Source organism: Pseudomonas sp. JZ134 (genome assembly GCF_051027695.1).
GTDB lineage: Bacteria > Pseudomonadota > Gammaproteobacteria > Pseudomonadales > Pseudomonadaceae > Chryseomonas > Chryseomonas luteola.
The window spans coordinates 1,417,156-1,440,896 of sequence record NZ_CP069250.1; the positions used below are offsets into that span (position 1 = coordinate 1,417,156).

The following is a 23,741-nucleotide window of genomic DNA, read 5'->3' on the forward strand; positions in this document are numbered from 1 at the left end:
ACGCGTGCGTTCGCCTGCCCATCGGCAGAGCGTTACGGCAATGTGCAAGTCGATCAATTGGAGTGCCGTCGTTTATGTCAGCGATCCCTAAAGACCCCCATCTGGACAGCTCTATCACCTTGCTCAAGGAGGGATACCGCTACATCCCTGAGCGCTGCCGTCGTTACCAGAGCGATGTCTTTCAGGCGCGCCTGCTCATGCAGAACACTATCTGTCTGTCCGGGGAGGAGGGGGCCAGGCTATTTTACGACGAGTCGCTTTTCATGCGGGAAGCAGCCGCCCCCCGTATGTTGAAAAAGACCCTGTTTGGCTTTGGCTCCATTCAAGGGCTGGACGGGCAGGCGCACCGCGTGCGCAAGCAGATGTTCATGTCATTGATGACGCCCGACAATATCCAACGACTGACGGCCCGGTACGCCGAGCAATGGCGGCGAGACATTTCCGCCTGGACCGGTAATCACGAAGTTATCCTGCTCTATGCAGCCCAGTTTCAGCTCTGCCGGGTCGTTTGTGAGTGGTCCGGCGTGCCGCTGCCCGAGGGCGACGTAGCCAAGCGCCGCTCGCAGCTCACCGCTCTGATCGATGGCGCGGGTGGGATAGGGCTTCGGCACCTCAATGGCCGAAAGGCTCGCAAAGAAGCTGAAGCCTGGATTGCAGATCTCGTCACGCAGGTGCGTCAGGGTGCGTTGAATCCGGCTCCGCAAACGGCCTTGTACGTCTTCAGCCACCATAAGGACAGTGATGGCAACCGGCTTGACCCTAAAACGGCTGCGGTCGAAATTCTCAATGTGCTGAGGCCTACCGTAGCGGTTGCACGCTTTGTAATCTTTGCTGCCTGGGCCCTGAACAAGCACCCCGAGTGGCAACAAAGGCTGCGCGACGAGCCGAGCATGCTGGAACCCTTTGTACAAGAAGTGCGGCGCGTCTTTTCGTTCTTTCCCTTTACAGTGGCGCGTGTTCGCAAGAACTTCGAGTGGAAAGGCTATCCCTTTACCAAGGGAACTCGCGTTCTGCTGGATCTCTATGGCATCAATCACGATGCGAGAATCTGGAAGGACCCTGAGCGATTTGATCCTGAGCGGTTTCTGACCTGGAATGAAAACCCGTTCGGTTTTGTCACTCAAGGCGGTGGCGACCATCATCAGAACCATCGCTGCCCCGGTGAGTGGATTACGATCGAGCTGCTAAAGGTGGCAGTCAAGGCGCTTACGCAGTGGATGCGTTATGACGTACCCCCGCAGGATCTTTCGATCGATATCACGCGTATTCCAGCTCTCCCGGAAAGTCGTTTTGTGATCAGCCATGTGCGGTCGGTGGTACGTGAGTCTGCGGAGAGGGTTCAATGAGCGAAGGCTAAGGTTCAGCATTCGAACCTTTAGCGCCTGTGCGTCATTGCAACGGCTGTGGATCAGCAGCGCCTTGGCCTCATAAAAAGAAGCCTCGCATCAAGCGAGGCTTCTTTCAGCTACCAGCGCGGCGGGGGGCCGTAATAGCCAGGTGGCGGGCCATAGTAATAATGTGGCGGCGGAGCAGGAGCTACGCGTACAACCTGGGTCTCGTAATAGACAGGCTGCGCCGGGTAGTAAACCACCTGTGGCGGGGGCGGCGGTGGAGCCGCCTGTACGTAGACAGGCGCTTCAGCTGCGCGTGAGTTAGCCACAATCGCTCCGCCAACGACTGCCCCGACCACGGCCCCGAAAATGGCAGGCCCTGGGCCATGCCCACCGTGAGCGGAGGCCTGGCCGGCCGCTGCGAGGCAACCTACCAGAAGCGCAATCTTGGGTAACTGGCGAATCATGAACGTCTCCTCCTTAGGAGCCCGGCTGCATGAAAAGCCGGCCATTCAATAAAACAACGAAGCGCTGTAAAGAAAAAGAGGAGGAAGGTAAAGGTTGTGTAAGGCCGGTTACTGGCAGATAAAAGGTTGGTTATGAAACTCAGGCGGCTGGCCCCGTTTGGCCAACCACCTGAAAGACACGATTACTGGCTAACTGTTGCGGAGTTGCCTGTTCCTGTTTGCTGGATATAGGCCTGGCTCCAGGCGTTGGTCTGGTTGAGCTGAATTTGGTTTACATCGCCGGTCTGGGTGATGGTAGAGAGCAGGAAGTCTCCGCTCTGGGTGGTACTGACGAGGTTGTCATTCCCTGTCTGCGTGATATCTACCCCTCCAATCGTACCGTTCTGGGTAATGTTGACTTCGTTGTTGTCTCCCTGGCTGATCAAGGTTGCGCGCTGGTCCATACCGTCCTGGCTGATATTCAATTCGTTGTTGTTGCCGGACTGAGTCATGGCCTGCGTATTGTTCCTTCCAGCCTGCTCGCTGGTCATGACGTTATTGTTTTCATCTTGAGCGAGTCGAAGACCGTTACCAAAGCCGGACTGCTCAACCGTTATGGTGTTATTCGCATCATACTGGCCGGTCCAGAGTTCATTATCGAATCCCTGCTGGCTGGCATTCACCACGTTCGAATCACCGCTCTGCCCAAAAAACATCGTCAGATCCGAGCCGTATTGACCGCCCATGAAAGCGCCTTGCTGACTGGCATTCACCGTGTTGTTGCTGCCGTAGGTATAGGCTTCAGCCAGATTGTTTGAGCCCGCCTGGGTAATGGATGCGGTATGTCCAGCGCCCTCCTGATAGACCGTAACGGTAGAGTCGGTCGTACCGATCTGCTGGACAGCTACCATGTGGGCATCACCGCCTTGAGTGACGGTAATCGTACTGGTTGAAACGTCATCCTGTCCTGCCAGTACCGTATTGTTGCTGCCGTTCTGGTCAGTGGTGATGCTGCTCTCTTCGGCATAGGCCTGAGTTGCTCGGCTTAGGTTGGCGTTGCCAGCTTGAACCTGCTCTATCGTGCTGTTGTTACTGTTTGTCTGTTCGGCAATAGCCTGATTGTCATCGCCGGTTTGCGTCTGCGTCGCCGTGTTGTAGGTTCCGGCGCTTTGGTTGAGGGTTACCTCGTTGTTATTGCCTTCCTGAGTTAGTGTGGCCGAATCGAATGCTGCCATGGCCGAAAAGCTGGTCAGAGCAGATACCGCCAGTACAAGAGGTTTCAAACTGAACATAGAGACTCTCTCCTTGATCGTTGATAACGTCCATGCACGGATCGCCCGCACTGCCTGCCCCTCGGGACGCCAGCCTGGAGTTTCGCCCTTACGCTCATGGCAATCAGGCAAAACGGGCCAAGTCTCTATGGCTGGTCGTGAATAGGCTATCGCCCAAAAGATGGTTTGTTGGTCATCAACGTCGTCTATCAGGATTAAATCCTGCTCTATTCTGTTTGATTTATCTGGTTCGATTAGTCCGACTATAGATCTATGATTTACCGTTCGTCGGGCGTACTACTTGAAAAAAACGAGCGGGTTCCTATATCGAATCCTGCAGGGCGCCGAAGTCGGGCCTTGCGTTGAAACTTGCTGATGACTCAGGAGATTCCCTATATGAACACTGCATTCTCTCTTGCTCCCTTGTTCCGCCATTCCGTTGGATTCGACCGCTTCAATGACCTGTTCGAATCCGCGCTGCGCAACGAGTCGGGCAGCTCCTATCCACCCTATAACGTGGAAAAGCATGGCGACGATCGCTATCGCATCGTGATCGCGGCTGCCGGCCTTGCCGAAGACGACCTTGAGCTCGAAGTGGAGCGGGGCGTGTTGACCGTGAAGAGCGGCCGCCGTGAGAAGAGCGCCGACAGCGTGACCTATTTGCACCAGGGCATCGCCCAGCGTGCCTTCAAGCTGTCCTTCCGCCTGGCTGATCACATTGAGGTGAAGGGTGCGAGCTTGAAGAATGGCCTGCTCAACATCGATCTGGTACGTGACGTACCGGAAGAGGCCAAGCCCAAGCGCATCGCTATCAACGGTCAGTTGAGTGCCGATGAAAAGCCTGCGCTGGAAGGGCAAGCCGCCTAAGCACAGCGGCGATAAGGCACTAGAGAAAGGGGATGTCATGAACATCCCCTTTTTGTATGGGGCTTCTTAAAAGACCCTGTTTCCATTTGGTGCGTCTTTATCGGCATGCTCAGCCGCGATAGACGCAGGCAATAAAAAGCCCCGATTGCTCGGGGCTTAGGGTCGGGCAGAAAGAGAGGGAAACTGCCAGACCCGCCTTATTATCGACCGGGAATATGCAGACTTGAATAGCGGCAGGATGCCAGTGCCTTTAGCTTGCGCTGGCTGCGTTTGCCTTCAAGAATGTAAGTAAAGCCGATAGCCATCAGCAATACACCCTCGATAACGATTTGAAGGTCCTCTGGCGCAAAAAACAGGCAGAAGGATCCTGCAGCAAAGAGTATCAGGCCGAGACAGTAGAACACTTTTCTATCCTTAGCAGCGTCTTAGACTACTCACGAATGAGTGCGGCAGCTCACGTTGCTGCCTGGTATCTACGGTATCGGCTAACTCCGGTTAGCCTTTAGTCTGAAATGAGCGGTAATTGCATAGTGCGAATAATGCCCAGTTGCTGATGGAAAGGTCAGCCTTCGGTAACATCCAAGAGGCGCTGAAGCCCTTCAAGATCGTCGTCAGACAGCTTGCCTTTAACATCGCAGGCCCTGTATTCCACGCGCTGGCCGGACGCAACGTACTCGAGCGCTTCCCGGGTCACGGGCGTCGTGAAGTCTTCGCCGTAGATATCGCGAAAGGTGTTGAGCTTGTATTTGCCTTCCATTTCATAGAAGACCTTGCCGTCAATCGTCCAGCGAGCAAAGCGGCAATCACCAAAGCGGGCTTCGTTGCCAATGCTGGATAGCTTGGCAATGTATGTTGTGATCTTACCGCCTGAGCTTGTTGTCGCCTGGCTAGCCGATACGGTAAACACCAGATCGTTAGCAGATTTATCACCCGTCCAGATTACGGAGCGCCGCTCTCTGAACTCGTCATTCTCATCCGTCAGCTCACCTGCATGGACGGCCAGGGAAGCCAGGCATCCTGCTATGGCGAGTAACCAAGCCTTGTATTTCATTATCCAACCATGTCGTTAGTAGCGCCTGCCATGGTGCAGACTGTGGAACATTAAAAATATCAAAATGCCATTGTATCGCCTTATTTCTAACAGTAGCTGATTTTAGGCAATAAAAAAGGGCTAGCCGTTTGGCTAGCCCTTTATGCTTGGTGGAGGCGGGGGGATTTGAACCCCCGTCCGCCAGCTCTCCGCTCTTGGCGCTACATGCTTAGCCCAATCTACTAGAGTTAACCCTTAGCGGCCCGATGGGCAGGGCGCTTGGGGCGATCTGTATAAGTTTTAGCCGTTACGTCTACAGCGAACTTGGCGGCGATCCTGTTCTGTCTGACAGTCGTTTCGGGTTTACAGGCATCCCCTAGCGACTGCTAGCCGCGTTAAGCAGCTAGAGCGTAGTTGTCGTCGTTGGCAACTATAAGTTTGCAGCAGCTAATTTACGAGGTCTGCTACCAGCTCGGCATGCTCCTCAAGTTTTGTTACCGGCGTCGAATCCTAATCGCCCCCTTGATGAGTACTACTCACTGTATAAATGAACAGCCGAGTTGTCAAGTGCCTGATAGTAAAAGGCAGAATCTGAAGAAAGCGGGCTTTCCTCTTTCGGCATTTACATAGATGGGGGAGGCGATTCGTTTGTTCAAGGGCAGGGAAGTTTTATTTTCACCCTATGGTTTAGTGTGGCTACCGACTCGCTGCCAGAACTGTTTTGTAGTGGCGACAGGCTACTTTTATACGGTTGGTTAGGGAGTCGCCCCGGCCTCCAGTAGGTCATAACGCCTATGACCCTTATGGAGTAACCCGCATGACTCAGACGAACAAACCTCTGGCGGTGGTAACAGGTGCCTCGAATGGCATAGGGCTGGAGCTGGCACGGCAATTCGCTCAGAACGGCTTCGACCTGCTTATCGCGTCGCGGGGCAAAGGCCTGGATGAGGCCCAGCAGACATTGCAGGCCCTAGGCGCTCAGGTCGAATGTGCGGCGGTTGACCTCGCAACCTATGAAGGAGTGGAGCAGCTCTATTCGGCGTTTCGTGCATTGAACCGCCCAGTTGATGCGATTGCCATCAATGCGGGTGTAGGCGTTGGCGGCAGTTTCGTACCGGGTACCGAGGCGGAGACGACGCTGGAGAGCGAACTTAACCTCATTCAGATCAATGTGGTGTCTGTAGTACACCTTGCCAAGTTATTCAGTCGGGACATGGTGGCTCAAGGGCGAGGTCGTATGCTTTTAACCTCTTCGATCTCAGGAACCTCACCTGTTCCGTTCGAGGCGGTATACGGAGCGTCCAAGGCCTTTGTGCGGTCGTTTGGGAATGCCATTGGCAATGAGATGAAGGGAACCGGTGTGAGCGTAACGGTATTGATGCCGGGACCGACCGAAACCAACTTTTTCCACCGGGCCGGTGAGGATGATACTCAGGTAGGCTCAGGCAAGAAGAATGATCCTGTATTAGTGGCGCAGCAGGGATTCAATGCCTTGATGGCCGGGCAACCCGAGGTCTACGGGGGCGGGCCGGAAGTTGAGCAGGAAGGCGAAGGCCCCAATCGCACCGAGTCTGAGCAGGAAAAAGCTGAGCGTCATCGCCAGATGTCTGAGCCAGGCTCGGCTTAGCCGTTTAGCTTAGTAGCCGTCCCGCCTTGTCCGAGAACCTCTCCAGGCAGTGCCTGAGCCACACTGCCGTTGCGCAAGGTAATAGCACGAGCGGACGATGAGCAGATAGCATCCTATTAGGTGAGGTCTTTTGGCGCAGACGGCCAAGCCTGAAGACTGCTGGATGATCGATCTGTGTTCTGTCGCCGAGGCTTACCGGATGCGCCCTCTCTTTTGTAAATCCAGAACGACATCAATGTCACAACGATGCAGAGCGGGAGCCATACAGGGCTTTGGGTATAACACCACGTATAGGTACTGCAGGCGTAAAGCCCTTCGTAGGGCAGTGCCAGGGCAACCAAGCCAAGGGAGGTAAGCCAGAGGGCGAGAGTGTTCATAGGATTGCCGCTACTTCCATGTGGGGACGGACACGCTGACAGTGCGTTCTGGTATGACCGTAAACGCAAAATTAGTTCAGGCCGCTAGCGTGAAATGGTTCTGATAGACGTTTTTATGGCTGGAAGCGGCCGAGTGCCGGAAATCAGGCGTTTTTTCAGGCATGGTGCTTGCTATGCCAACGTAAGGATGAGCAGGCACTGGCGCTGAAAGAAAAAAGCCTCGACGAGTCGAGGCTTAAAGACCATGGAGACAAGCAGAAGTAGGGGTGAACTGCTTGCTAAAAGGTTATCGGAGCTTTTCCGGCGTGCTTTAAGCCAAGCTGATGGATGGTTTGAAATTCTCGGGAAGTCCTTGAATTTATCAGCTACTACTTGAAAGGTGCAGGCTTTGCCCCGCCCGTTCGCAGTGCTGACAAAGGAGTGTCACTGAGGTTGTGCTGAACGTTCACCTAGATGCTCAAGATGATAGGTAAGTATTCATGACTGACAGGATATTGGTTGTGTATAGCCAGGCCCTGGCCTCTGTTTTTGGAGCAGCCCTGAAGCTAGGTGTTGATACCGACACCATTGCAGAGCAGGCCAAGCTCGATGTCATCAGCTCAGACAAGTGGGTTTCGGCTGATCTTGTCGGGGATGTGCAGATGGCCATCGAGGATGCGTTAGTCGTTGCGAAGGTTGTAGGTCGCAAGCGCTAAACGCTTCTGGTGTGCCTTAGGTGATGACTGGCTATTTATTAAGGAGTGAACGTTCAAAGCTGCACGGGCAGTTCAAGAGAGTTCTCATGCGCAAAGAGTTTGCAGTTCTATTGCTGGCATCGTCGTTATCCTGGTCTGTTCATGCCGAGCTTACGCGCGCGGATCAGTCGCTTTACAACACCCAGCCTCAAAAGGCCAATACGAGCCAGAATCTGAGCAAGGCCGATCTTGCCTGGCATGCTAGCAAGACATTTGGCTTTGATTGCCCTGAAGTCGTCAAACATAAGCCAATGCTGGGCAGCCACCATTCAATCATCACCTGTAGCACCGGCGCTCGGCTCAAGGTCCATCCATTATCGGATAGTCGGCCTGTCATGACTCTGGTAGTCAACTCGTTCTGATCGGGACTTTTCGGCACTCTTGCCTAGAGCGTGACTCCAACCTTCAGAACGTACTGTTGTTCATACAGGGCGACAGATGTTGGATAGAGGTTGTCCATCGGACAACCTTAATGCTTGGAGGAAACGAGATGGCTGCCGATTACAGTCAAGGGCGCTACCTGGTATTTGGATACGGCGACAAAGCCGTTCAGATTGGTCTGATTGACAATGACGGCTTTGTACGCGCTTCGGATGATCAGGGTAGGTTGATCTACCGCATCGAGGGCGAACAGGTGTATGACATGGACGACAATTACCTGGCAGACATCAATGAAGGCACAGCGGTAACAGCCAAGGGTGAGCGCCTGTTTACCATCCAGGCAGAATAAGGCGGGGCTGTTGTAAACGCCCCGGCAGTGGATAATCAACCTTTTTTGAAGTGCAGCTCGTAGTCAGGATCGACAAGGGGCTGCAATCCACTGGCTTTGATCAGCTCGAATGAAGCATTGGAGCTGATATATTTGATGAACTGGCGGGCCTCTTCAGGATGGGGCGTGTCAGGTGCCATGCAGGCGGTGTATAGCGTCATCTTCTGCGCCTGATCGGGTATGAGTCCTACGATATCGACGCCCTGCAAAGGACTCAGCTCGCTGACCTGTTCCAGACCGATTTCCGCCTCACCCCGGGCAATGGCGTCGCCCACTGACTCGTTCGTGATTCTTTTCAACTTGGGCGCAATTCGCTCCTTGATACCCATGAGGTTGAACAGAACATTTTCCAGATACAAACCGCTGGCACTCTCGGAGTAGGCAATTGATTTGGCATCCAGCAGAATTTGTTTGAATTCTTCCATGCTTGTCATGGCCGGATGGCTTTGGCCGTGGGGGACAGCAAGCGCAATATAGGATTTTCCGAAATCAGCGCAGCTGTCTGGATCGATATGACCCTGCTGCTGCAGTTTGGAAATGGCCATGCGGTCCAGCAAAAAGACATCGGCCCGCTCACCTTCGGCCAGTCGACTAGGAATGGTGGTGGCATCGTTGCCACGTGCCGGCGCTACATGGCTGACAAGCTTTCTGCCAAAGGTTTCTTCATAAACAGGGCCGATTTTTTCGACAACGTCCAGAGCACCCTTAGCGCAAAACAACTGAAGTGCAGGGGGAGGTTGCGGCACAGGGCGAGCGGCCGCATGCACAGAAAGGCTCGCCGCGGTCAGGGCGAGCAGGAAAGCGGAAAAGATATTTTTCATAAGCCGAGCTGACCCCGCCGAGCACAGGGCAGGATCGCTTCCTTTTACAGGTAAACACAACCGGAGGCGGGATATTACGTGAACAGGGCGCTTATGTGGGAGGCAAAGGACGAGATGTACGGCAGAATGCTGACAAAAACATTAAGGCCATAAACAACAAAACCCGCACAAGGCGGGCTTTGCTGGTCTAAACAGAGTTAGACCGGGATACTGGTCGGAGCGACTGGATTCGAACCAGCGACCTTCTCGTCCCGAACGAGACGCGCTACCAAGCTGCGCTACGCTCCGAAAGATGGCGCGCATTTTACCTAAAAACTTTTTAGAGACAAGGTTTTAGGTGAAATTTTTTGCGTACCCTCTGCAAAACTTTACAGTTCCTTGATGGTGCGGACCTGATCTTTATTGATGCGGGCAGGCTTGCCGTCCAGTTGTTCGAACTCATAGAAGCCCGAGTCATCATCGTACTTGGGTGTATCTACCGCCTGGATCTCACGCCCGTCGTTCAACGTGATTACTGAAGGCGTAGAGCAACCGGCCAGGACGGTAAAACCAAGAGCCAGCAAACAGGCAGGTAGAATCCGGGTTCTCATGTGCAGTCTCCTTTTAAACGCACGTTTAACGACATTCTGACCTGTCACTTTCCATCAGGTTCCGATGAAAGGGCAAGCAGGCTGTGTTCATCATTGATATTGGCGAGACGCTGATCATGCTCTGCAATCAGTAGCGCCCGGGCACTCAGTGGAATGAATACACCCCGGGGGCTGCGCTCGCCTGCCTGCCAGGCTTCTTCCACTCGATCTTTCAAGCGGGTAGGAATAAGTGAAAACAAGGGCTCCCAGAAATTTCCCTGACGCACCATGACCGGAGAATCAGGTGCCTCCTGTGCGCAGCGGTGTAGCTGGACAAGCAGGTCACGATCAATGCGCGGAGCATCGCACGGCAGGAGGATCAGCCAGCGATGACGAGCTGCCCTGAGCCCTGTACGGATACCGGCCAGCGGGCCGGGAAAGTCGGGCTCGGCATCATTGACGATCTGATCGGCGTACCGGGCGTAGCGCTCGGCATTACGGTTACAGGAAATAATGAGGTCATCGGTCAGGGGGCGGACCACCTTGTGCATATGCTCGATCAGCGGAAGGCCATGCCATTCCACCAGGCCTTTATCCCTTCCACCCATACGCTGACCACGGCCACCGGCAAGCAGAAGAATGGAGCAGTCGGAAAGGCGTGTGGTCATGGGAACGTCCAGGCTCGAATACGGGCCGTCAGTGTAGCGCGGCTTGGCTCTGTGTGGCGGGGCGACGGTTTGTCTCTGTCTGGATCGCTACGTGGTAGTCCTGCCTGTGATATAAAAATGTCTCTTACCTGCCGTTTTGGATGATTGTTATGAGCTCTAAGGCCGATGCGGTCTTTGTACCGCTGAATATTGCCGTTCTGACTGTCAGTGATACCCGTACCTTCGAAACCGATACATCGGGACAGTTGCTGGTTAACCGTCTGACCGAGGCGGGACATTTTCTGGCTGCACGCGTACTGCTCAAGGATGATCTCTACAAAATCCGCGCTCAGGTAGCCAACTGGATTGCGGATGATACCGTCCAGGTCGTTGTCATCACCGGGGGCACCGGTTTTACCGGCCGCGACAGCACACCGGAAGCGGTAGCCTGCCTGCTGGACAAGCAGGTCGATGGTTTTGGTGAATATTTCCGTCAGATCTCTGCGACAGACATCGGTACGTCCACGGTTCAGTCCCGTGCGCTGGCAGGTTTGGCCAACGGTACGCTGGTCTGCTGCCTGCCGGGTTCGACGGGTGCCTGCCGTACAGGTTGGGACGGCATTCTGGCTGAGCAGCTGGACAACCGTCATCGTCCCTGCAATTTTGTGCCGCATCTGAAGAAGGCCGAACCCTGCGGACCGCGCGGATGAGTCTGTTACCTATTGAGGAGGCATTGGCCCGTCTCCTGTCGATGGCTGATGCCGACGCGATCACCGAAACGCAACGTGTGACTCTGGCGGAGGCCGAGGGGCGCGTTCTGGCCCGGTCCGTGATAGCGGGGCTTGATCTGCCGCCATGGTCCAACAGTGCCATGGACGGGTACGCGCTGCGCTTTGAGGATCTTCAGGGCGAACCGCTGCCTGTCAGTCAGCGTATCTTTGCAGGGCAAAGTCCGCAGCCGCTCACGCCGGGCACCTGTGCACGCATCTTTACCGGGGCGCCCATGCCCGAAGGTGCCGATACGGTGGAGATGCAGGAGAACACCGAAGTCTTGGATGATGGCCGCATTCGCTTTGTAGAGACGCTCAAGGCAGGCAAAAACGTTCGCCTGAAGGGTAACGAGACGCGCCAGGGCGATACGGTACTGGACGCTGGCAAGCGACTGGGACCGATTGAGCTGGGTATTGCGGCGTCGTTGGGCTGCGCAGCTCTTGATGTGTTCAGGCGCCCCCGGGTAGCGATCCTGTCGACCGGCGATGAGCTGGTCGAGCCGGGTAAGCCATTGGGGCCAGGACAGATTTACAACAGTAACCGGACGGTGCTGGCGTCCTGGCTCAAGCGTCTGGGCTGCGAGGTGACTGATGCGGGCATCCTCCCGGATGATCTGGAGCGCACCCGTGAGCAATTAGCGCAGCTGCACTCGGCGGATTTGATCCTGTCGACCGGCGGTGTGTCGGTAGGCGAGGCGGACTTCCTGGGCCAAGCCTTGCGTGAGGCGGGTGAGCTGACCCTCTGGAAGCTGGCGCTCAAGCCAGGCAAGCCGCTCACTTGTGGTCGTTATAACGGCGTGCCGGTTATCGGGCTGCCAGGCAATCCAGCGTCTACGTTGGTGACGTTCGGGCTGCTGGCGCGTCCTTATCTGCTGCGTCGGATGGGCGTTCAGGATGTTGAACCCCTCAAGCTGGAAGTGGCAGCAGGGTTTAATTGGACGCGCGTGGGCGAGCGACGCGAGTACCAGCGGGCGAGGCTTGAAAATGGCCGGGTCGTGCCTCATCGCGACCAGGGGTCCAATGTCCTGCGTACGGCGGCATGGGCTGACGGGTTGGTAGAGGTACGTGAAGGAAGAACCATCGCCGAAGGTGATCTTGTGGGCTTCATTCCCATGAGTGAGCTGATTGGCTGAAGTCTTGCCGACCTGGGAACGCATCGGCTTTCCCAGGTCGGTTTCAGAGCGGTTGCTTCATCACAAATCAAGTCGCTCCCAAGGAACGTGGACCCGTTGACGTAGTCCTACTGACACTCGACTTTGCTGGGTGCTCTGTTCATGAATGTTCCTGTCACCGTCTCCGATTCCAATGAAAAAACACTGCTGATTCTCAATGGTAATCAAGCCACCAATGACGATGTCCGCGCAGCGGTTGAGGCGCGACGTGCGACCGGCAAAACGGTCGATGTCCGGGTCACTTGGGAGAATGGCGATGCGGCCCGTTTTGTTGAGGAAGCAGTCGCTGCAGGTTATACGCATCTGGTAGCAGGCGGAGGCGACGGTACGCTCAAGCTGGTGGCCGAAGCCTTGGCTCGTACGCGCTCCGATGCGTCGTTGGCCCTGATGCCCCTGGGAACCGCCAATGACTTTGCCCGGGCGGCGGGTATTCCAGCTGATCCTGCCGAGGCACTGGCGCTACTGGATACGCCAGCGCAACCCATCGATCTGATCGAAGCAGACGGCGAAATGTTTCTCAATATGGCCACCGGCGGGTTTGGTTCACAAGTGACGGCGAATACGTCCTCGGAACTCAAGCGCGTACTGGGTGGCACGGCGTATCTGTTGACAGGCCTTACGCGCTTTGCGGAAGTGCGCTCCGCCTATGGTCGTTTCGAAGGGCCGGATTTTGAATGGGAAGGCGAGTTTCTGGCCATGGGGATTGGCAATGGTCGGCAGGCCGGCGGCGGCCATGTGCTGTGCCCGAATGCAGTCGTCAACGATGGCATGCTTGATCTAACTATTCTGCCCACGCCACAGGATCTGATGGGAACGTTGGGCTCATGGTTTTCAGGCGGATTTGCCAGCGAGGATCTGTTCATTCGTACCCGGTTACCCTGGGTTGAGGTTTCCGCCAGCGAAGGGGTCGATATGAATTTGGACGGCGAACCCATGCACAGCAAAAAGGTACGTTTTGTGGTGCGCTCTGCCGCACTGAATGTCCACCTGCCAACGGATTCCGTTCTACTCGGGAATCCGTCGACCCTGCTGGTGACGTCCGACCCGGTTTCCTGATCCAGATCGTGCGCAAATGGGTTTCAGGCAGTAAGGTGGAAGGACGATCCTGGAGCCGAACATGGATATCTTAATCAATACCTCAATCGTGCTGGGCACCGTGGCCTTTATGGAGTGGTTTGCCTGGTACGCACACAAGTACATCATGCACGGCTGGGGATGGGGCTGGCACAAGTCCCATCATGAGCCGCGCACCGGTTGGTTCGAGAAAAACGACCTTTATGCCGTTGTATTCGCCGGCCTTGCTATCGCCCTGATTTATTTCGGCACGTCCGGTTATGGCCGGATCGAGTGGATTGGTGCCGGTATGACGGCGTACGGGCTGTTGTATTTCATCGCTCACGACGGCCTTGTCCATCAGCGCTGGCCTTTCAAATATGTCCCGCGTCGCGGATACCTGAAGCGGCTCTATCAGGCCCATCGCATGCATCATGCCGTGGATGGAAAGGAGGGATGTGTCTCGTTTGGCTTCCTGTATGCGCCATCAGTGACCGTGCTCAAGAAGCAGCTGCGTGATCTGCATGACGGCCCGCTCAAGAAGCGGCGGTTCGATCAGGAGTAAAGCCCCACGCAAAAGCGCGCCAGAAGGCGCGCTTTTTTTATTCGGTTCAGAGGGTTCAAGCAGACAGAGGTTCGTATGCCGGAAACAACGAGTGGGCGAAGCGACTGTGATCGATTTCAGTGCGAAGCAGGGAAATGAATTCCTGGGCTTGCGTGCCCAGAAGACCGGCTTCGGCATTGCTCAAAACATGCTGCTGCTCTTCGGCTGACAGTGCCGTAAAAAGCTGCTGATGCGTTTGTTGACTGTAGCGATTCAGATCCGCAAGCCCGGCACGTACCAGGTCACGTAGCGGCTGGCGACCCTGAGGAAGTTTGGCGGGTGCATCGGTGAAAGGGTCTTGCAGACAATCCAGGTCGCCGTGCGCATAAGGCGACAACATATGCTGATCAATGAAAATAGGCAGATCGACCAGGGATTCACTGGTGCCTTGATTGGTCGTGGCAGTCAGGCGTTCGCAAGCTGCCTTGAGCAGCGCCCATTCGCTCTCGTTGAAAAATTCCGGTTTGTAGGTATGCGATCTGTCCGGACTGGCCGTAGTGTGTGCACTCGGCACAAGCGGGATGATCGAGAAGAGCGAGGTCGGTGCGTTTTGTAGATCTCTTGGAACAGCCGATTCCGTCTTGTGCATAAATATATCCCGTACTTGACTACTGTAGAGCGACTTAAAGTAGTCGCTTATGTCTGACCTGCTATACCACTGAAAAGTTTAGGTTTAGTGTCGCCGTGCGACGCCTTGTTTGTGACCAATTTCAGCAAAAGACGCAAGTCTTCATTTCGTAACGAGACACTACCGCCCGGTGCGTTCACTTACCGCGGACGGGTCCATAGATCGGCGGGGCGCGGACTAGAGCGGCCCGCCCGTGAAGCCAGTGCACGTAGGGCGCCTCTTATCACCAGGCGAAGCTTATCAACGGTGCTGGTTGATACCCGACTGTCCCAGGCGCTAGGGCCTCGTGCGTTAACTTTCAGACCAATTTCCCGATAAACGGCGCGAGCGGTCGCAATCGACCAGGCTGAGCGCAGAGGCAGGTCGGCAATACCGGTAGCGGCTGAGTCATAGTAGGGTTCAGCCAGCGCGACCAGACGCTGCGCCAGGGTGGCCAGGCGGACACGATGCGCGGGATCAGCCAGTTCGGCGACAGGAATGCCAGCCTCATCGAGCCATTCCCTAGGAAGGTAGATTCGGCCTATGCGGGCGTCTTCTACAATGTCCCGTGCGATATTGGTCAGCTGAAACGCCATGCCTAAATCACAGGCTCGGTCGAGCGTGTCTTCGTCGCGCGCACCCATGAGCATTGCCATCATGACGCCTACTACTCCGGCGACGTGGTAGCAGTATTGGAGGGTATCGTCGAGGCGGTAGTAGACCCGCTCTTCAACATCCATGCGGAAACCCGCCAGATGCTCAAGAGGATAGCGCTCGGGAATGGCATGGCGCTGGATGACCTGCTGGAAGGCGGCAAAAGCCGGCTCGCTCATAGGCTCACCTGCATAGGCGCGGCGCGTCAGATCTTCAAGTTCCTGAAGACGGGCTTCGCTTGCCGTCCGGTCGCCTTCAACCTGTCCATGACCGTGGTCCTGGCCGTCCACCACATCGTCACAATGGCGGCACCAGGCGTAAAGCATCACGGCGCTTTGACGGGTTTGTTCGTCGAACAGCTTGGCCGCAGCGGCAAAGCTCTTGGAGCCGACATTGATGGACTGCGTTGCGTGTTCGACGACTGCCGTATTCATATGGCTGCTCCAAGGTCCCCCAGAATCACGCTTGCGGTCGCTTTGGCCGAGCCGACTACACCAGGAATGCCTGCTCCCGGGTGGGTGCCGGCACCGACCAGATAAAGGTTGGGAATAGCGGCGTCTCGGTTATGCGGCCGGAACCAGGCGCTCTGGGTCAGGATTGGCTCCAGGGAGAAGGCTGAACCGACATACGCATTGAGTTCGGTGCGGAAATCTTCGGGTGTAAAAATCCGGCTGGTGACCAGGTCGCGATTCAGGTTTGGAATGTAATGCTTTTCCAGGTAGGCCAGAATGCGGTCCCGGTACTTCGGACCCTCTACCGACCAGTCTACCGGTGCATTGCCCAGGTGCGGGACAGGCGACAGCACATAGTGAGCACTGCAGCCCTCTGGTGCCAGGGAGGGGTCGGTCACGCACGGGGAGTGCAGGTAGAGCGAGAAATCCTCAGGAACGCCAGGACCGGAAAATAGCTCCTCGATTAGGCCCTGGTAACGGTTACCAAAACAGATCGTATGATGTTGAAGCTTCTGTTCTTCAGGGCGCTGGCGCAGGCCAAAGTACACCACGAACAGCGACATGCTGTGACGCTTCTTCTTCAGGCGGTTCGCCTCGACGATACCGTGTACATGATGACCCAGCATCTTCTTGTAGGTGTGGATTACGTCGGCATTGGATGCAACCAGGTCGGCCTCGATCTGCTTGCCTTGGGCGGTAATGACACCTGTTACACGACAATTGTCGACCAGGATGCGCTCGACAGGCGTGTTAAGTTCCAATGTGCCGCCAATGTCTTGAAACAGCTTGGCCAGACCCTGGACCAGAGCGCCTGTACCGCCACGGGGAAACCACACGCCGCCCTGGCGCTCCAGAGCATGAATCAACGCATAGATGGACGAGGTAGCGAACGGGTTACCACCGACCAGCAGCGTATGAAAGGAGAGTGCCTGACGAAGCTTGTCGTTGCGAACGAATTTGGAGACCTGATCGTACACACTGCGCCAGGCTTGAAGCTTCAGTAGCTGCGGCCCGGCACGAACCATGTCGCGAAAGCTCAGGAACGGCACGCTACCCAGTTTCACATAGCCCTCTTCATAGACTGCGCGGGAGTAGGCCAAAAAGCGCTGATAGCCCTCGACGTCGGCGGGGTCGAGTGACTTGATCTGGGCATCGAGCGTGGCTTGATCGTTGACATAGTCGAAGCGGGTGCCGTCTTCCCAGCACAACTGGTAGAACGGATCGACGGGCAGCAGTTCGACATAGTCCGACAGCTTGCGCCCTGCCACAGTAAAGAGCTCTTCCAGGGCCGAGGGATCGGTAATGACCGTGGGGCCGGCATCGAAGGTAAAGCCTTTGTCCTTATAGACATAGGCGCGCCCGCCGGGTTTGTCCCGCTTTTCGAGTAGCGTGGTACGAATCCCGGAGGCCTGCAGGCGTATGGCCAGGGCCAGTCCGCCAAAACCGGCACCAACGACAACAGCCTGCCTGGAATTGGAAACGACGTCTGTATTCATGAGATGTCCTTAATCGGTCCGCCTGTTTGACCGGTGCGGCTGGCCAGTGCCGCCGTCAGTGCCTCGCGTAATGGAACCGGTGGCTTGCCTGTTAGAATGCGCAGCTTATCGCTGGGCTTTAACTGTCCGGCATAGAAACGCTGGATCAAGGGTTCCGGAAGACCATAAAAGCGACGCATCACACGGTAGCGATGCTGAGGTTTGCCGGCCAGAAATAGCATGCGGTTGAGCAGGCGGAAAAATCCATAGGTTCGCCAGCGTTGCAGCGCATGCCGGCGAACCGTATCAACAAGGGTAGAGGTATCCAGACGGGAGCAGCTAACGATAAGTTCCGCCAGTCGTACCGCCTCAGGCAACGAGTATCCTGTAGTAGCATGAAAGAGTCCGGCGGCGAGACCAGTAGGTGGGATGTCTCCCGCTTCGGCCCAGAACGCCTCAATGTCACCGCTCAGCGTAATAGGGAGCACGCCATGCTCTTCCCTGATCAGGGACTGGATTGTCCAGCCGTGGTCGGCGGCGTAGCGGGCGATGTGGTCACGCAGCCGATCAGGGTCAAGGTTCTGTCCATCAGCATAGTAGGTGTCTTCGATCAGAACCCGGTCCTGAGTAAGCGGCAGGACGTAGATGAAACGGTAACCCTCCGTTTGTGGAACGGTGGCATCCATGATGATCGGACCGGAAAGCCCGTGGCGCTGCGCGAGCTGTAACTCCTGGCCCAGAAACTTTTGAAAACCCAACCCCATGTGCGGGCTGGGGCGATGACCCCGGCCATCCAGAACTGCAGCCGCCTGAAACGCTTCGCCGTTGGCAAGCCTGACCTCTGCGAGGCCAAGCGCGCTGACCGTAGCGTTCAGACGTACCGAATCACCCAGGCGCTCCATCAGAACGTCATGAAAGCGCTCGGCGCTGATAGAGGCGTAACCACTGCTCAGTGTCCGCTCAAGCCCAGGAAAAAATACCTGATACTCCTCCCAGCGATGGGCTACCAGCGGCTCGATCCAGGCGAGCTGCTCCGTTGTCAGGTCCGGCTCATGAAAGGACCAGGTGTGATTACCGCCCAGTCGGTCGCCTTGCTCGATGAGTAGGATGCGGAGCTCCGGACGTGTCTGGCGTAGTTTCAGGGCAATCAGCCCGTTGGCCAGTCCACCTCCCGCCAGGATCAGGTCATAGGTATTCATGCGGGTCTCTCCAGGGCAACCTTGCTGAGTACGTCCTCAATAAGGTCAGCGGCTTTTTGTACGCCGCCGGCTGCCTGAACCCGAGGCTGAAAGACCTGAACCTTCCAGCGAAAATGCGGTTCGGTCAGAAGGCGTTGCAGAGCGAGGGCCAATTTGCCGGAGGTCAGTCGCTTAGGGCTCAGGCGAAGGCCGACGCCGGCATGCTCGATGCGTGCGGCCACGCCGGGTTGATCGAAGGCAATTGGCAACGCCAGCATGGGCGTCCCTGCTTCCAGCGCGTCGAGCACAGTGTTGAGACCGGCATGGGTAATGACCGCATCGGCCCGCGCCAACGTGGCTCGCTGCGGTGCAAAGTCTGTAACCCAGTGAGCGCCAGCCTGCCTCAAGGCATCGCATTGCTGCAGGTTGAGGCCACCGCAGTGGGCGATGAGTAATTGCACATCAAGCATTTTGCAGGCGCGTGCGATCCGTTCGAACAAGGTGAAACGTCCGCCTTGCAATGTCCCTAGCGATGCGAACACAAACGGTTTGTCGGTGCGGATCGGATAGCTCAGGGCAGGGTCTTGCGTTGCGGGTAGGCGTAGCGGGCCGACTTCGTGAAAGTTGGCTGGTAGCTCGGTACGGGGAAAATCGAATCCCGGTACGCACTGGCTGATTTGAGCGTAAGGCGACAGGCAGTCGGCCAATGTTGACCGAGGCTCAAGACCAAAGGTTTTTGCGTATCGCTGGATGACACGGGCATGCTCATGCATCAGGAGGTCATAGACCTGGGCACTGCCCTGATTGAGATGGCGGCCTCGTGGCGATGTGTCGTATCCCCATGGCATGACGGGAAGAGGCACAATCGGGTCCCGGTTGACCGGCAAGGCACAGGCTACCGAGACGTAGGGCAGGCGCAAATGCTCGGCTATAAGCCCCCCAGCGGCTTCCATCTGATCGGAAATTACGGCATCAACGGCCAGGTCACGCAATACCTTCGGTGCCTCGCGGCAAAACAACTCGGTGCTGCGAGCCATATCATGAATAACGCGCATCAGCCCAAACGGGCCGCCTGGATTACCGGCCCGGCGAATCATGGCGTCCAGCGATCCAGGCGGATGAGACTCAAGGCCTATCGGGTGAAAGCGGATGGCGTTGCTACGAAGCCGCTCGCCGACATCCGCCTGATGGAGCAGGCTGACCGTGTGCCCTCGCGCCACCAGGGTTTCGGCAATCGCTTCCATTGCGCGAAGATGGCTAGAAAATGCAGGGGCGATGAGGGCGAAATGAGGCATTCAGGTCTCCGCGAGCGAAACGGGTCTTAACAGGCGGGCCTTGCGCAGCTCGGCCAGATTTGCCGAGCCGGTGCAGAAGCAGGCTACCTTCAGTTGCCGGATCATGACTTCGAAATGGTTCAGAACGGCTTCTGGAGACAGGGTTGCGCTATGCAGCACGGCGGCAGCCTGGCCGACCACATCGGCGCCCAGGCGAATGGCTTTGGCCGCATCGACGCCGTTGCGGATACCGCCCGAGGCAATGAGTGGAATGTCCGGGCATTGCTCACGGACCTGAGCAATCGCCTGGGCGGTTGGAATGCCCCAGTTGATGAAGGCTTGAGCAACCTGACGATCAAGGTCGTTATGGGCACGCTCGGCTTCGACCGCTGCCCAGCTGGTTCCTCCTGCGCCGGCTATATCGATCACGGCGACACCCACCTCTGTCAGTTGCTGGGCGACATCGGCAGAAATGCCTGCGCCCACTTCCTTGATGACGATCGGAACGCCCAAATGTGTTACCAGATGTTTGATGGCAGCCAGGACGCCTTGCCAGTTGCGATCGCCGCCGGACTGTACCGCCTCCTGGAGTGGGTTGAGGTGAATGATCAAGGCGTCGGCCTGGATCATGTCGACTGCCCGACGGGCCTCGGTCACGCCATAACCCGCCACTAATTGAGCTGCGCCAATATTGGCGAGAAGGGGAATGGACGGAGCCAGTTGCCGCAATTGACCGGTCAGCCCCTTGTCCCCACCGTTCTGCAGGGCAATGCGCTGCGAGCCCACTGCCAGCGCCAGGCCTAGCGTTTCCGCCGCTTCGGCAAGGTGCCGGTTGATGGTCTGTGCACGTTCCGGCCCGCCTGTCATGGAACTGATGAGAACAGGCGCCTTGAGCGGCTTGCCCAGCAGCGTGGTGGCAAGATCGATCTGGTTCAGGTGCAGCTCTGGCAGGGCACAGTGCTGGAATTGAATCTGCTCAAACCCAGTCGTGATACTGCTCAAGGCACGTGCAGGATCAAGGACGATATCCAAGTGATCGTTCTTGCGACTTGCCAATTCCCAATCAACCATGAGTTACCTTTTTCCTGTTGCCATCGACCTTTCGTCGGCTATTGTGGTCATGAGTACGTCAAGCGGCTCTGATCTGCAAGATCGGATCAGGGAAATTGTTGAGTCGCTGGTGTCGACCATTCGTCGGCTCGCTTACATGTGCTGGAGTATCTCGACTCATGGCAACGGTATTAGTGCCAAAACTTCCGAAGGAATGCGCTTTCGAGCTTGTAACAGAGCGTGCCCGTATCGATACCCGACTAGAGGAGCTGCTTCCGCCGGTCGAGAATGATGATCTGATCGCAGCCGCCATGCGTGAGGGTGCCCTGGCGCCCGGCAAGCGTATACGGCCATTGCTCATGCTGTTGGCTTCCCGGGATCTGGATGCCTCTTCGCCGGCTATTCTGGATCTGGGCTGCGCGGTCGAGATGGTGCATGCCGCCTCGCTGTTTCTGGACGATATGCCATGCATGGATAACGCCACGCTCAGGCGCGGTCGGCCTACCATTCATGTGCAGTTTGGTGAGGATGTCGCCGTTCTGGGAGCAGTAGCGCTGCTCAGCCATGCCTTTTGCGTCGTCGCCAGTACATCAGGTGTTGCGCCTGTCCTGCGTAATCAGATGGTGTGCATGCTGACATCTGCTGTAGGCTCGCAAGGGCTGGTGCGGGGGCAGTACCGTGACCTGCGCGAAGGAGCCAAAAGCCGCAGCGCGGAGGCTATTAACAGTACCAATCACCTCAAGACCGGACTCCTGTTCACGACAGCGCTGGACATGACGACTCTGGCCGTCAGTGCCAAGCCGTCGGTCCGGGAGGGGATGCATCGTTTTGCTACCGAATTGGGGCTGGCTTTCCAACTGCTTGATGACCTGCAGGACGGCCATGGCCTGGGAAAAGATGCCCATCAGGATGACGGCAAGTCCACGCTGGTTGCGCTGCTGGGCCGCGAGTCGGTACAGGCGCAGCTCGAGAACCATCTGGACACAGCGCGTAAGTCGCTGGCAGGCATGGGGCTGACGGGGGGTGGGCTGGATCATATGCTGGACGCGCTGTTCGGGCAGCCCATCAGGTAAAGGCGCTTTGTAGAGAACTGCGGCGCAATCCGGCGTCTAAAGATACAGTTCAGTAAGCTACTGGAGTTTGCGCGATGCCAAAGTGGAAAATTACCTATACCAACAATGATGGCAACACGTCCGTCGTGGAAACTGAAGCCGAACAGAAACCGGATATGGAGCAAGCCGCTCAACTGGTACGGGACCAGGCGCTCGACAGTTATGACAGTTCCGATTTGCCCCAGGACTATGAGGCCCCCACGGTAGCGCTGCTGGAACGTTACGGCATCATGATTTCTGGCATTGCCCAAATGGATTGAAGAACCTCTGTTGAACGCTGCAGTAGCAGCGTTCCCAGGATCAGCCCAATGGCCAGATCCCACCATCGCCTACCACAAAGATCCTTCGGCCCGGCAAGGCCTTGATCTCCCATCCGCCGGTAAAGTCACCAAAGGCCGGCAGCAACAGCACATCATTATCCAGACAGAAGCAGGGCAGGCGCAGACGCTGGCGTCCCCGGCCGCTCAGACTGAACGCCGGATGGATATGGCCCGCCAGCACAACGTGGCTGGGGTGCGATTCCGGCTCATGCTGTAACGCCAATGGACCGATCAAGAGCGGCTCGGGCACTACGTTGATCTTGAGCGAGGCGGGCGGGTCCCCTGCACGTAGATCATGATTACCCCGAATCAGGGTGATGAGCAGCGATGGGTTTGCGTTACGCCATCGCGCCAACGCATTGAGCGTGGTCGGAGCATGGGATTCCGGTGCATGCAGGAAGTCGCCAAGAAAGTACAGGTGCTCGGTCGGATAGGCTTCCAGCAGTGCATCCAGGCGAGCCAGGTTGGTAGCGGTGGTTCCATGGGGTACTGGCTGCCCAAGGGCACGAAAGGCAGCTGCCTTGCCAAAATGGATATCGGCAATCAGCAGCGCCTTCTGCTCGGGCCAGTAGACGGCCTTGTCAGCCAGCAACCACACCTCAGTGCCAGCAAGGAATACGGGAATATGGGTACGCATGCACATGCAAGAACAGCGGAAAGCCTGCCACTTTAACAGCCTCGTTCCTGGGAACGTAGCCTGGGCAGACAACAGGCTGCCCGGCGTCTACAGGATGCCCAGCGATCTGAGGCAATCCCTACCCAGATCAATGCGCAAGTGCCGTTCCTGAGGGTTGGGCATGTCGATATTGAGCGCAAAGGTATAGACCAGCCCCTGTTTTTCAATCCAGCCGACCCACCAGCCAAGGTCAGGGTCTTGGTTCTGAACCCAACCGGTTTTACCGTACAGCGTCCAGTCTTTTCCCTGCTCCAGACAAATCAGGTCGCGTACCGTTGCCTGTACGGTTTCGGGCAGAGGCAAGCGTTCCTGTGCCAGGCGTGCCAAAAAGCGTACCTGCTCCAGGGCGCTGATCTTGAGCGGTCCGGCCAGCCAGAAATCGTCCACACTGTCGCCTACCTGCGCATTGCCATATTCGAGCCTGCGCACAAAGTCCTGCATGCGTTCAAGGCCGATACGTCGTGCCAGCTCCTGATAAACCGGTACGCTGGAAACCTTGATTGCATCACGTAGCCCCAGGTCACGCTGCCATTCAGGAAAGGGCTGCGGTTGCCCTCCATAGGGCAGTACCTCACTCACGTTACGAATGGTTGCGGTGGAAAGACCGATCAGGCTGTTGACGATCTTGAAGGTGGAATCGGGAACAAAACGGGTGTCTGCACGTGTCCGGTCATACCCGGTAAACGTATCTGCCGAGACATCGTAAAGCACGAATGTACCCTTGAGGTTGGCTCGCTTGAACAATTGGGCCAACGTGGGACTTTCCTGCCATTCAGGCGCACGCGCCTTGGCCGACAACAATAGCAGTAAGGCACTAAAAAGATTTTTCATATCAACTACTTATGAAGCAGTTGT

General features: G+C 56.5%; 27 protein-coding genes, 1 tRNA gene and 1 other RNA gene. 12 read left to right on the plus strand and 17 right to left on the minus strand.

Features of this window, described 5'->3' with window-relative positions:
- Positions 1 to 74 precede the first annotated feature (74 nt).
- Positions 75 to 1,346, plus strand: a complete 1,272-nt coding sequence (locus JQR86_RS06560; protein WP_434154544.1) for a cytochrome P450 — start codon at positions 75 to 77, stop codon at positions 1,344 to 1,346.
- Between the two features lie 119 nt (positions 1,347 to 1,465).
- On the opposite strand, the gene JQR86_RS06565 is transcribed toward JQR86_RS06560, so the two are convergent.
- The gene (locus JQR86_RS06565; RefSeq protein WP_010795044.1) at positions 1,466 to 1,798 is read right to left on the minus strand and encodes a hypothetical protein; all 333 of its coding nucleotides are present in this window, start codon (positions 1,796 to 1,798) and stop codon (positions 1,466 to 1,468) included.
- Between the two features lie 182 nt (positions 1,799 to 1,980).
- On the minus strand, positions 1,981 to 3,069 hold the full coding sequence (locus JQR86_RS06570; RefSeq protein WP_434154545.1) for a hypothetical protein: 1,089 nt from the start codon (positions 3,067 to 3,069) through the stop codon (positions 1,981 to 1,983).
- Positions 3,070 to 3,444: 375 nt separating this feature from the next.
- On the opposite strand from JQR86_RS06570, the gene JQR86_RS06575 reads away from it, so the two are divergent.
- Positions 3,445 to 3,915 carry an Hsp20 family protein gene (locus JQR86_RS06575; RefSeq protein ID WP_407362030.1) on the plus strand — a complete coding sequence of 157 codons (471 nt, stop codon included), beginning with the start codon at positions 3,445 to 3,447 and terminating at the stop codon, positions 3,913 to 3,915.
- 200 nt (positions 3,916 to 4,115) lie between these two features.
- Here JQR86_RS06575 and JQR86_RS06580 read toward each other — a convergent pair whose 3' ends face one another.
- The 3 genes from JQR86_RS06580 to ssrA all read right to left on the minus strand — a co-directional run bounded on the left by JQR86_RS06580 (position 4,116) and on the right by ssrA (position 5,467).
- Entirely contained in the window at positions 4,116 to 4,319 is a 204-nt protein-coding gene (locus tag JQR86_RS06580; RefSeq protein WP_122042118.1) for a hypothetical protein, read from the minus strand.
- A 158-nt stretch (positions 4,320 to 4,477) separates the two neighbouring features.
- Positions 4,478 to 4,966 (minus strand): hypothetical protein, encoded by a 489-nt coding sequence (locus JQR86_RS06585; protein WP_010795039.1) that lies wholly within the window; start codon positions 4,964 to 4,966, stop codon positions 4,478 to 4,480.
- Positions 4,967 to 5,113: 147 nt separating this feature from the next.
- Positions 5,114 to 5,467: a transfer-messenger RNA gene (gene ssrA / locus JQR86_RS06590) on the minus strand.
- A gap of 295 nt (positions 5,468 to 5,762) precedes the next feature.
- Here ssrA and JQR86_RS06595 point away from each other — a divergent pair.
- The 4 genes from JQR86_RS06595 (at position 5,763) to JQR86_RS06610 (ending at position 8,413) form a co-directional block, all read left to right on the plus strand.
- On the plus strand, positions 5,763 to 6,572 hold the full coding sequence (locus JQR86_RS06595; RefSeq protein ID WP_219652411.1) for an SDR family NAD(P)-dependent oxidoreductase: 810 nt from the start codon (positions 5,763 to 5,765) through the stop codon (positions 6,570 to 6,572).
- 856 nt (positions 6,573 to 7,428) lie between these two features.
- Entirely contained in the window at positions 7,429 to 7,644 is a 216-nt protein-coding gene (locus JQR86_RS06600; RefSeq protein ID WP_010795032.1) for a hypothetical protein, read from the plus strand.
- An 86-nt stretch (positions 7,645 to 7,730) separates the two neighbouring features.
- On the plus strand, positions 7,731 to 8,045 hold the full coding sequence (locus JQR86_RS06605; protein ID WP_286787576.1) for a hypothetical protein: 315 nt from the start codon (positions 7,731 to 7,733) through the stop codon (positions 8,043 to 8,045).
- Positions 8,046 to 8,173: 128 nt separating this feature from the next.
- Entirely contained in the window at positions 8,174 to 8,413 is a 240-nt protein-coding gene (locus JQR86_RS06610) for a hypothetical protein (protein ID WP_150346995.1), read from the plus strand.
- A gap of 35 nt (positions 8,414 to 8,448) precedes the next feature.
- Here the strand turns inward: JQR86_RS06610 and JQR86_RS06615 are convergent, their stop codons facing one another.
- The 4 genes from JQR86_RS06615 to mobA form a co-directional block, all read right to left on the minus strand.
- A complete protein-coding gene (locus tag JQR86_RS06615; RefSeq protein WP_219652410.1) occupies positions 8,449 to 9,273 on the minus strand; it encodes a molybdate ABC transporter substrate-binding protein in 825 nt (274 codons plus the stop codon).
- A gap of 211 nt (positions 9,274 to 9,484) precedes the next feature.
- Positions 9,485 to 9,561, minus strand: a tRNA-Pro gene (locus tag JQR86_RS06620).
- A gap of 80 nt (positions 9,562 to 9,641) precedes the next feature.
- Entirely contained in the window at positions 9,642 to 9,863 is a 222-nt protein-coding gene (locus JQR86_RS06625; RefSeq protein WP_122042123.1) for a YgdI/YgdR family lipoprotein, read from the minus strand.
- A gap of 44 nt (positions 9,864 to 9,907) precedes the next feature.
- On the minus strand, positions 9,908 to 10,510 hold the full coding sequence (gene mobA / locus JQR86_RS06630) for a molybdenum cofactor guanylyltransferase MobA (RefSeq protein ID WP_407362029.1): 603 nt from the start codon (positions 10,508 to 10,510) through the stop codon (positions 9,908 to 9,910).
- 149 nt (positions 10,511 to 10,659) lie between these two features.
- On the opposite strand from mobA, the gene moaB reads away from it, so the two are divergent.
- The 4 genes from moaB (at position 10,660) to JQR86_RS06650 (ending at position 14,049) form a co-directional block, all read left to right on the plus strand.
- The gene (gene moaB / locus JQR86_RS06635) at positions 10,660 to 11,199 is read left to right on the plus strand and encodes a molybdenum cofactor biosynthesis protein B (protein WP_407362028.1); all 540 of its coding nucleotides are present in this window, start codon (positions 10,660 to 10,662) and stop codon (positions 11,197 to 11,199) included.
- The gene (locus JQR86_RS06640; RefSeq protein ID WP_407362027.1) at positions 11,196 to 12,392 is read left to right on the plus strand and encodes a molybdopterin molybdotransferase MoeA; all 1,197 of its coding nucleotides are present in this window, start codon (positions 11,196 to 11,198) and stop codon (positions 12,390 to 12,392) included. Before moaB ends, JQR86_RS06640 begins: the two co-directional genes overlap by 4 nt.
- A 141-nt stretch (positions 12,393 to 12,533) precedes the next feature.
- Complete coding sequence (yegS, locus tag JQR86_RS06645; protein WP_150347000.1) at positions 12,534 to 13,487, plus strand: lipid kinase YegS; 954 nt, start codon at positions 12,534 to 12,536, stop codon at positions 13,485 to 13,487.
- A gap of 61 nt (positions 13,488 to 13,548) precedes the next feature.
- The gene (locus JQR86_RS06650) at positions 13,549 to 14,049 is read left to right on the plus strand and encodes a sterol desaturase family protein (RefSeq protein WP_312510146.1); all 501 of its coding nucleotides are present in this window, start codon (positions 13,549 to 13,551) and stop codon (positions 14,047 to 14,049) included.
- 55 nt (positions 14,050 to 14,104) lie between these two features.
- Here JQR86_RS06650 and JQR86_RS06655 read toward each other — a convergent pair whose 3' ends face one another.
- The 6 genes from JQR86_RS06655 to fni all read right to left on the minus strand — a co-directional run bounded on the left by JQR86_RS06655 (position 14,105) and on the right by fni (position 20,799).
- Positions 14,105 to 14,677, minus strand: a complete 573-nt coding sequence (locus JQR86_RS06655) for a gluconate 2-dehydrogenase subunit 3 family protein (protein ID WP_125889267.1) — start codon at positions 14,675 to 14,677, stop codon at positions 14,105 to 14,107.
- 179 nt (positions 14,678 to 14,856) lie between these two features.
- Positions 14,857 to 15,783: a 15-cis-phytoene synthase CrtB gene (crtB, locus tag JQR86_RS06660; protein ID WP_073449348.1), complete on the minus strand. Its 927-nt coding sequence runs from the start codon at positions 15,781 to 15,783 to the stop codon at positions 14,857 to 14,859.
- Complete coding sequence (locus tag JQR86_RS06665; protein WP_434154546.1) at positions 15,780 to 17,297, minus strand: phytoene desaturase; 1,518 nt, start codon at positions 17,295 to 17,297, stop codon at positions 15,780 to 15,782. Before JQR86_RS06665 ends, crtB begins: the two co-directional genes overlap by 4 nt.
- Positions 17,294 to 18,475, minus strand: a complete 1,182-nt coding sequence (crtY, locus tag JQR86_RS06670; RefSeq protein WP_407362025.1) for a lycopene beta-cyclase CrtY — start codon at positions 18,473 to 18,475, stop codon at positions 17,294 to 17,296. Before crtY ends, JQR86_RS06665 begins: the two co-directional genes overlap by 4 nt.
- Complete coding sequence (locus JQR86_RS06675) at positions 18,472 to 19,749, minus strand: glycosyltransferase (RefSeq protein ID WP_434154547.1); 1,278 nt, start codon at positions 19,747 to 19,749, stop codon at positions 18,472 to 18,474. The genes crtY and JQR86_RS06675 overlap by 4 nt, the downstream gene beginning before the upstream one ends.
- On the minus strand, positions 19,750 to 20,799 hold the full coding sequence (gene fni / locus JQR86_RS06680) for a type 2 isopentenyl-diphosphate Delta-isomerase (protein WP_407362023.1): 1,050 nt from the start codon (positions 20,797 to 20,799) through the stop codon (positions 19,750 to 19,752). It abuts the gene before it with no gap.
- 158 nt (positions 20,800 to 20,957) lie between these two features.
- Between fni and JQR86_RS06685 the strand changes: the two genes are divergently transcribed.
- Positions 20,958 to 21,851: a polyprenyl synthetase family protein gene (locus tag JQR86_RS06685; RefSeq protein ID WP_407362022.1), complete on the plus strand. Its 894-nt coding sequence runs from the start codon at positions 20,958 to 20,960 to the stop codon at positions 21,849 to 21,851.
- Positions 21,852 to 21,925: 74 nt separating this feature from the next.
- On the plus strand, positions 21,926 to 22,150 hold the full coding sequence (locus JQR86_RS06690; RefSeq protein WP_010795015.1) for a hypothetical protein: 225 nt from the start codon (positions 21,926 to 21,928) through the stop codon (positions 22,148 to 22,150).
- Positions 22,151 to 22,190: 40 nt separating this feature from the next.
- Here JQR86_RS06690 and pdeM read toward each other — a convergent pair whose 3' ends face one another.
- Positions 22,191 to 22,847, minus strand: a complete 657-nt coding sequence (gene pdeM / locus JQR86_RS06695; RefSeq protein ID WP_407362021.1) for a ligase-associated DNA damage response endonuclease PdeM — start codon at positions 22,845 to 22,847, stop codon at positions 22,191 to 22,193.
- Between the two features lie 87 nt (positions 22,848 to 22,934).
- Positions 22,935 to 23,717 carry a class D beta-lactamase gene (gene blaOXA / locus JQR86_RS06700; RefSeq protein WP_074823702.1) on the minus strand — a complete coding sequence of 261 codons (783 nt, stop codon included), beginning with the start codon at positions 23,715 to 23,717 and terminating at the stop codon, positions 22,935 to 22,937.
- Positions 23,718 to 23,741 lie beyond the last annotated feature (24 nt).